Below are 8,777 nucleotides of genomic sequence, written 5' to 3' on the forward strand. Positions count from 1 at the left end.
TAATGCCAGTCAGTTAAGAACTGACTGGCATTTTCTTTTATAGGGGTACTTATTCGGCTTCTTTCTTATCACCCTTGGATAATGCCTATCTGGTAATCTATCGGGTAAAATAAACAATCTAAGTGTTGTCAGTAACTCATCGTAATGAATAGGCAACTTACTTGCACTATGTATTGGCGTAAACATAAAGAAAGCGATAACCTGTCGCATAGATTGGCTAAAGCTTAGCTGTGTAGGCAAAATATCCTCATCTTTAGTTGCATCAAGCATGATGATACGTATTAAATTGTAAGCGAGTAATAACCCCCATAACTCTTGACGTACCATGTCTGGTTTCTTACTACGTAACGTGTGTTTGCTATGATTCAATCCCTGCTTTATTTCTCTAAACGCCAGCTCAATTTCCCAGCGTTGAGTATAAACCTCTGTTAATTCTTCATATGGAAATCGTAAAGGGTCAATGAGAGAGCTGAGTACACGATAGCTTTTTCCATCCACTTTATAGGTGGTTAATCTTGCCATCATGGTCTCTGGTAATGACTCAAATTTCTTTCTGGCTTGAGGACTTGTGGACAAAATCACTATTTTATCATTGTCATTTATACTATGTTCAACTTGATACTGTAAATCCTTCCTCGCGGGTAACATCCAGTGAGTGTTATCTCCTTGGTTTTGCCATTGATACAACAGTCCTAATGAGTAATAGCCGCGGTCAAACAAGGTAAGAGAATTATCTGGTACGGCTGGTAATAGTCGTTGAGCTAAGCTCATTTCACCTATGCGACGGGAGTCAAAGCTGCTATCTAACAGTAAATGGCTAGATACTTCCATAAGGCTACACATTCGTACTTGTGGGTAGCTTACTTCTCCATGTTGATTACTGTCACTGCCAAATGCTTCTCTGTTTTCTTGATTATCATGAGTTCGAAAACTAACGCCATCTACAGCGAGTAAATTAAGTCCGCACCATTGTTCAAAAGACTGGGTGGAAAAGGTTTTGTGTGCAAGTAATTGAAATGTATGTTGGACTGACTCATAGCCTAACCTTTGCCGACCTTGAACTAGCGCACTTGGCGCTACTAGTTTGTTTTTTCCGGGTAAAGAGATGTCGAGTCTATTAGCGATATCCCAAACGGTTTCGTTTCGGAATAAACTCATTCCAATTACAGACCACATAACAGCTTCTAGCGGTAATCGCCTTTTACGCACAGTAGCAACACCTGCATGTTTAAATGCTTGCTCAAGAATATCAGGGTCAAGAACCTGTTTAAGTTTATCTAGTGTATGTACATCATTTAAAAATGAAGACATGTTATCGAAGTGCTGAATGAGAGACATAAAAAAATCCGATATTATTTCTAATATCGGATTTTGAAGCCATGGAAAGATCAGTCAAGTGATCATAAAAATATTCTTAACTGATCTGCATTACGCATTAGCGGCCTTTTTTATGAACAGCTTTTACTTATACCAATCTGCAAAGTAAACCACTTAAATAAGCGAATTGGTATTAGGCACAAAAAAAAGGCGCTCTTTGGAGCGCCTTTTCATTCATTTAATGGATTTATACCAGTTTAGATAAAATCTCGTTAAATGTTGTGCTTGGGCGCATTGCTTTAAAAGCTGCATCGTCATTTGGCTGGAAGTATCCGCCAATGTCCATTGCTGGGCCCTGTGCATCGTTTAGCTCGCTAACAATTTGCTCTTTGTTAGTTTCAAGGTCGCTAGCAATTTGCGTAAACTGCGCTTTAAGCTCGCTGTCATCATTTTGCTTAGCAAGTTCTTGTGCCCAGAATAAAGATAAGAAGAAATGAGAACCACGGTTATCAATCTCTTTTACTTTACGTGAAGGCGACTTGTTTTCAGCTAAGAATGTGCCGGTAGCTTTATCAAGTGTATCTGCAAGTACTTGTGCTTTTTTGTTACCTGTTGTTGTGCTTAGGTGCTCAAGTGACGCAGCAAGTGCTAAGAATTCACCTAAAGAATCCCAACGTAAGTGGTTTTCTTTCTCAAATTGTTGAACGTGCTTAGGTGCAGAGCCACCCGCACCAGTTTCAAATAAACCACCGCCATTCATTAGTGGCACAATTGAAAGCATTTTAGCACTGGTACCCAATTCTAAAATTGGGAATAAATCTGTTAAATAATCACGTAACACGTTACCCGTTACAGAAATTGTGTCTTTACCTTCTTTGATGCGTGCTAGTGAGAACAAGGTTGCATCCATTGGCGATAAAATTTGAATATCTAGGCCAGCAGTGTCGTGATCTGGCAGGTATTTATTTACTTTTTTGATTAGCTCAGCATCGTGTGCACGTTCTGCATCTAACCAGAAAATAGCCGGATTACCTGTTGCGCGAGCGCGGTTTACTGCAAGTTTAACCCAATCTTGAATAGGTGCATCTTTAACCTGACACATGCGCCAGATATCGCCTTTCTCAACACTGTGCTCAAGTAACGTATTACCGTTTGTGTCTACAACACGGATAGTACCGTCAGCTTTTGCTTCAAATGTTTTATCGTGTGAGCCGTACTCTTCTGCTTTTTGAGCCATAAGGCCAACGTTTGGTACGCTACCCATAGTCGTAGGATCAAATGCACCGTGCTCTTTACAAAAATCAATCGTTGCTTGGTAAACGCCAGAGTAACAACGATCTGGAATTACAAAGCTTGTGTCTTGTAATTTATCGTCTTTATTCCACATTTGACCGCTTGAACGAATTGCAGCAGGCATAGAGGCATCGATGATCACATCACTTGGTACGTGTAAGTTTGTAATACCACGATGAGAATCAACCATTGCGATAGCAGGGCGGTCAGCGTAAACAGCTTGAATGTCAGCTTCAATTTCTTCGCGCTTAGCGTCATCTAAAGTTTGAATTTTAGAGTACACATCGCCTAAACCGTTATTTACATCAACACCTAGCTCTTCAAAAAGTGCACCGTGTTTTGCAAAAACGTCTTTGTAAAATACTTTTACAGCGTGACCAAAGATGATTGGATCAGATACTTTCATCATGGTCGCTTTCATATGAAGCGAAAATAACACGCCTTTTTCTTTAGCTGCATTAATTTCAGCTTCAAGGAATGCTTGTAATTTTGCAGCACTAATACGTGATGCATCAATAACTTCACCAGCAAGTAGCGGTGTGCTTTGCTTAAGTACAGTGATATCGCCATTAGCCGCTACGTGTTCAATACGAACATCCGTTGCTTCATCAACAGTTAGTGATTGCTCTGAACCAAAGAAGTCACCTTCTTCCATGCTTGCAACATAAGACTGTGAATCTTTGCTCCATGCCCCCATTGAATGTGGGTTATTACGTGCATATTCTTTTACTGAACTTGGTGCGCGACGGTCAGAGTTACCTTCACGAAGTACAGGGTTTACTGCACTGCCTTTAATTTTGTCATAGGCGGCTTGAATCGCTTTTTCTTCATCGTTTTTAGGTTCTACAGGGTATTCTGGAAGTGCATAACCTTTTTCTTGAAGCTCTTTAATTACAGCGCGAAGTTGTGGAACTGAGGCACTGATGTTCGGTAATTTAATGATATTAGCTTCTGGTGTTTTCGCCATTTCGCCAAGTTCTGCAAGTGCATCACCAATGCGTTGTTCTTCTGTTAGGTAATCCGGGAAGCTCGCAATAACACGACCAGCGAGTGAGATGTCGCGTGTTTCAACTTCAACACCTGCCGCATTTGTGTACGCTTGGATAATTGGTAACAACGAATACGTTGCTAATGCCGGAGCTTCGTCCGTTTTTGTATAGATAATTTTTGATGTCATCATCATTCCTAGATAGTAGGCCGCATTGGCCAAATTCAACAATGCAAAGAAATCATCGCCTAATACCTTATAAATAAAGTATTAATGTATGCAATGAGTAGTCTGTTAGGTGTTGGTACTCGTATAACCTAAACAAGGTAAGAATAATCACACCTGACGGACTAGTGTCTTTTATAACTAAAATTTATGTAAATCTAAACTAGCCATTAGGCTAAAGTAATTACGTTTTACAGGATAAAGAGTGTAACAAGCTTGGCTAAAAAGGGCTAGGATTACGCGCCAAACGCCAGCAGTTAAACATCTAATAATGAAATTATTGGGGTAGATAAAATAAAATCAAGGAGTGGGGTTGAATTAACGAACAATGAAGCAATTAATATAGAAGTGGTTAGGGGTTTTAGGGAATTAAGCGAGGATCTAAATAGGTCGCTCGCTTTAGTCTCATATTTACAATCACTCTAAAATATCGCCGTTAGGGGCTATATTAGTAGCGTGTAGACCTTTAGGGCCTTGTTGTAATTCGAAGGTAACATCTTGACCAGCTTTAAGCGTCTTGTATCCGTCCATTACAATAGTGGAGTAATGAGCAAAAATGTCGTTCTCGCAACCGTCTTCTACGATGAAACCAAAACCTTTGGCGTTGTTGAACCATTTGACTTTACCACAAGCCATACTTCTACATCCTTCTATAAGTTGACTAATTTAGTTATCCTAAACTGTATTGTTTGCTAGACTGACTAAGGTTTAATCAATCACCATTTGACTGTAGTTTATTTAAGCAACCAGTCAAGTGTTTTGGGTTATTTTTTAACATTTTATTTATTTTTTTATTCAAGTTTGCTTGAGTTACAAAGACAAGACTATATTTAATTATGAGTGGTATGAAAGATTCTGGTGTTATCGACACCGTTCGCGATAGTGAAAAGCAAAAGTTGCAGCCACCGCGAAAATATAAAGTTGTGTTAAACAACGATGATTACACGCCGATGGATTTTGTAATTGAGATCTTGATGACGTTTTTTAATATGGATAGCGATAGAGCAACTGATGTGATGCTGCAAATACATCAGCAAGGTAAGGGCATTTGTGGTGTTTACAGCGCCGATGTAGCACATACCAAGGCTGAGCAAGTTAACCGCTACTCAAGGGATAACGAGCATCCACTGCTATGTAGTTGTGAGCAGGAATAAATACCACAAAGGTGAACTTTCATCTTTGAAGTGCGGTATAAAATTATTATCTCTGTAAGGGGTTGCCAATGCTAAATAAAGACTTAGAACTAACTTTGAACACCGCGTTTCGTGAAGCGCGTACACGTCGTCATGAGTTTATGACCGTAGAGCATCTTTTATTAGCTCTACTCGATAATCCATCAGCTGGAGAAGCGCTTAATGCGTGTGGTGTTGACATTTCTGGATTAAAAACAGAGTTACTTGAATTTATTGATGAAACCACACCGGTTATTCCTGATTTAGAAGAAGAACGCGAAACTCAACCAACGCTTGGTTTTCAGCGTGTATTACAGCGCGCAGTATTTCATGTGCAATCTTCGGGAAAAAATGAAGTGACTGGTGTAAATGTGCTGGTGGCTATTTTTTCTGAGCAAGAAAGCCAAGCAGTTTATTTACTTAAAAAGAATGATATTTCTCGCCTTGATATTGTTAATTTTATTTCTCATGGGATTGCCAAAGGTGACGACGAATTAGGCGATGACACTGACGATATACATGAAGAAGTGCAAGAAGTTGCCAGTGAAGAAGCGAGTAAGCTCGACAGCTTTACAACTAACCTTAATATACACGCTAAAGAGGGTAATATTGACCCGCTTGTTGGCCGTGACAGTGAAGTAGAGCGCACAGTGCAAGTGCTGTGTCGTCGTAAAAAGAATAACCCATTATTGGTTGGTGAAGCCGGCGTGGGTAAAACAGCCATCGCTGAGGGTTTAGCGTATCGAATTGTTAACGAACAAGTGCCTGAAGTTATTGCTGATGCGGTTGTTTACTCATTAGATATGGGCGCTTTGCTTGCCGGTACTAAATACCGAGGCGATTTTGAGAAGCGCTTTAAAAGCTTATTAAAAGAGCTGCAAGCTAAACCAGGCTCTATTTTATTTATAGATGAAATTCATACCATTATCGGTGCAGGTGCTGCATCGGGTGGGGTAATGGATGCCTCAAACTTAATTAAACCGCTACTTTCCAGTGGACAATTACGGTGTATGGGTTCTACCACCTATGGTGAGTACAAAAATATTTTTGAGAAAGACCGTGCCTTGGTACGTCGCTTTCAAAAAATTGATGTGCTTGAGCCCAGTGTGGAAGACACCACTAAAATTCTTAACGGCTTAAAAGAGCGTTATGAAGCACACCATGGTATTCGTTACACGCAAAAAGCGTTGAAGGCGGCAGCCGAGCTTAGCGCTAAGTACATTAACGAACGTCATCTGCCTGATAAAGCGATTGATGTTATTGATGAAGCGGGTGCAAGCCAACGCTTGTTACCTACCTCTAAACGTAAAAAAACGATTGGTGTTTCTGATATCGAGCTGATTGTGTCAAAAATGGCGCGTATCCCGCCACAAAATGTATCATCGTCTGATAAAGAAACGCTGAAAAACTTAGACCGTAACTTAAAAATGTTAGTGTTTGGGCAAGATCAGTCTATTGATGCATTAACTTCTGCCATTCGTTTGTCGCGTTCAGGTTTAGCGAATGAGAACAAACCGGTTGGTTCGTTCTTATTTGCAGGCCCAACCGGTGTCGGTAAAACTGAGGTTACCAAGCAACTAGCTAAGTGTATGGGCGTTGAGTTTATTCGTTTTGATATGTCTGAATATGTTGAGCGCCATGCAGTGAGCCGTTTAATTGGTGCGCCTCCGGGTTATGTTGGTTTTGAACAAGGCGGCTTACTAACAGAAGCGGTCATTAAAAATCCACACGCTGTTGTACTTTTGGATGAGATTGAAAAAGCCCATCCAGATATCTACAACATTTTATTGCAAGTTATGGATCACGGTACGCTAACTGATAATAATGGTCGTAAAGCCGACTTTAGAAACGTCGTAGTCGTGATGACCACTAATGCCGGCGTGCAAGAAACCACACGTAAGTCGATTGGCTTTAGTGAGCAAGACCATACGCACGATGCAATGGGTGAAATTAATAAAGTATTTTCACCAGAATTTAGAAACCGCTTAGATAACATTATTTGGTTTAATCACCTTGATAAAGAAGTTATTTTACAAGTGGTTGATAAGTTTGTTGTGGAGCTTCAAGCGCAACTAGACAAGAAATCAGTTAATCTTGAGCTGACGTCTAAAGCACGTGAATGGTTGGCTGACAAAGGCTATGACAAAGCAATGGGCGCACGCCCTATGGCACGTGTTATTCAGGAAGACCTTAAAAAGCAATTAGCAAACGAAATACTGTTTGGCGAGCTAATCTCTGGCGGTACAGTAAAAGTATCGGTTAAAGATAAAAAGCTGCGTTTTGATTACGAGAGTGACTTAACGCCAGCCTAACCTATAAAAGTTAGCAATTTAAAAAGCCTGCTTTATGCATAATGCAGATCAGTTAAGAATATTTTTATGATCACTTGACTGATCTTTCCATGGCTTCAAAATCCGATATTAGAAATAATATCGGATTTTTTTATGTCTCTCATTCAGCACTTCGATAACATGTCTTCATTTTTAAATGATGTACATACACTAGATAAACTTAAACAGGTTCTTGACCCTGATATTCTTGAGCAAGCATTTAAACATGCAGGTGTTGCTACTGTGCGTAAAAGGCGATTACCGCTAGAAGCTGTTATGTGGTCTGTAATTGGAATGAGTTTATTCCGAAACGAAACCGTTTGGGATATCGCTAATAGACTCGACATCTCTTTACCCGGAAAAAACAAACTAGTAGCGCCAAGTGCGCTAGTTCAAGGTCGGCAAAGGTTAGGCTATGAGTCAGTCCAACATACATTTCAATTACTTGCACACAAAACCTTTTCCACCCAGTCTTTTGAACAATGGTGCGGACTTAATTTACTCGCTGTAGATGGCGTTAGTTTTCGAACTCATGATAATCAAGAAAACAGAGAAGCATTTGGCAGTGACAGTAATCAACATGGAGAAGTAAGCTACCCACAAGTACGAATGTGTAGCCTTATGGAAGTATCTAGCCATTTACTGTTAGATAGCAGCTTTGACTCCCGTCGCATAGGTGAAATGAGCTTAGCTCAACGACTATTACCAGCCGTACCAGATAATTCTCTTACCTTGTTTGACCGCGGCTATTACTCATTAGGACTGTTGTATCAATGGCAAAACCAAGGAGATAACACTCACTGGATGTTACCCGCGAGGAAGGATTTACAGTATCAAGTTGAACATAGTATAAATGACAATGATAAAATAGTGATTTTGTCCACAAGTCCTCAAGCCAGAAAGAAATTTGAGTCATTACCAGAGACCATGATGGCAAGATTAACCACCTATAAAGTGGATGGAAAAAGCTATCGTGTACTCAGCTCTCTCATTGACCCTTTACGATTTCCATATGAAGAATTAACAGAGGTTTATACTCAACGCTGGGAAATTGAGCTGGCGTTTAGAGAAATAAAGCAGGGATTGAATCATAGCAAACACACGTTACGTAGTAAGAAACCAGACATGGTACGTCAAGAGTTATGGGGGTTATTACTCGCTTACAATTTAATACGTATCATCATGCTTGATGCAACTAAAGATGAGGATATTTTGCCTACACAGCTAAGCTTTAGCCAATCTATGCGACAGGTTATCGCTTTCTTTATGTTTACGCCAATACATAGTGCAAGTAAGTTGCCTATTCATTACGATGAGTTACTGACAACACTTAGATTGTTTATTTTACCCGATAGATTACCAGATAGGCATTATCCAAGGGTGATAAGAAAGAAGCCGAATAAGTACCCCTATAAAAGAAAATGCCAGTCAGTTCTTAACTGACTGGCATTA

6 protein-coding genes are annotated in these 8,777 nt (G+C 40.0%); 3 read left to right on the forward strand and 3 right to left on the reverse strand.

Annotation, left to right across the window (positions count from 1 at the left end):
• Positions 1–9 precede the first annotated feature (9 nt).
• From L641_RS0108795 to cspD, 3 genes are all read right to left on the reverse strand, one after another.
• Positions 10–1,338: an IS4 family transposase gene (locus L641_RS0108795; protein WP_024601195.1), complete on the reverse strand. Its 1,329-nt coding sequence runs from the start codon at positions 1,336–1,338 to the stop codon at positions 10–12.
• 226 nt (positions 1,339–1,564) lie between these two features.
• Entirely contained in the window at positions 1,565–3,787 is a 2,223-nt protein-coding gene (locus L641_RS0108800) for an NADP-dependent isocitrate dehydrogenase (protein ID WP_013464750.1), read from the reverse strand.
• A 453-nt stretch (positions 3,788–4,240) separates the two neighbouring features.
• Positions 4,241–4,459 (reverse strand): cold shock domain-containing protein CspD, encoded by a 219-nt coding sequence (gene cspD, locus L641_RS0108805; protein WP_013464751.1) that lies wholly within the window; start codon positions 4,457–4,459, stop codon positions 4,241–4,243.
• A gap of 209 nt (positions 4,460–4,668) precedes the next feature.
• Between cspD and clpS the strand changes: the two genes are divergently transcribed.
• From clpS to L641_RS0108820, 3 genes are all read left to right on the forward strand, one after another.
• Entirely contained in the window at positions 4,669–4,977 is a 309-nt protein-coding gene (gene clpS, locus L641_RS0108810; RefSeq protein WP_008110102.1) for an ATP-dependent Clp protease adapter ClpS, read from the forward strand.
• A gap of 68 nt (positions 4,978–5,045) precedes the next feature.
• Positions 5,046–7,307: an ATP-dependent Clp protease ATP-binding subunit ClpA gene (clpA, locus tag L641_RS0108815; protein WP_013464752.1), complete on the forward strand. Its 2,262-nt coding sequence runs from the start codon at positions 5,046–5,048 to the stop codon at positions 7,305–7,307.
• A gap of 132 nt (positions 7,308–7,439) precedes the next feature.
• Positions 7,440–8,768, forward strand: a complete 1,329-nt coding sequence (locus L641_RS0108820) for an IS4 family transposase (RefSeq protein WP_024601195.1) — start codon at positions 7,440–7,442, stop codon at positions 8,766–8,768.
• The last annotated feature ends 9 nt before the right edge of the window (positions 8,769–8,777 follow it).

It is taken from the genome of Pseudoalteromonas sp. TB41 (genome assembly GCF_000497975.1).
Lineage (GTDB): Bacteria > Pseudomonadota > Gammaproteobacteria > Enterobacterales > Alteromonadaceae > Pseudoalteromonas > Pseudoalteromonas tetraodonis.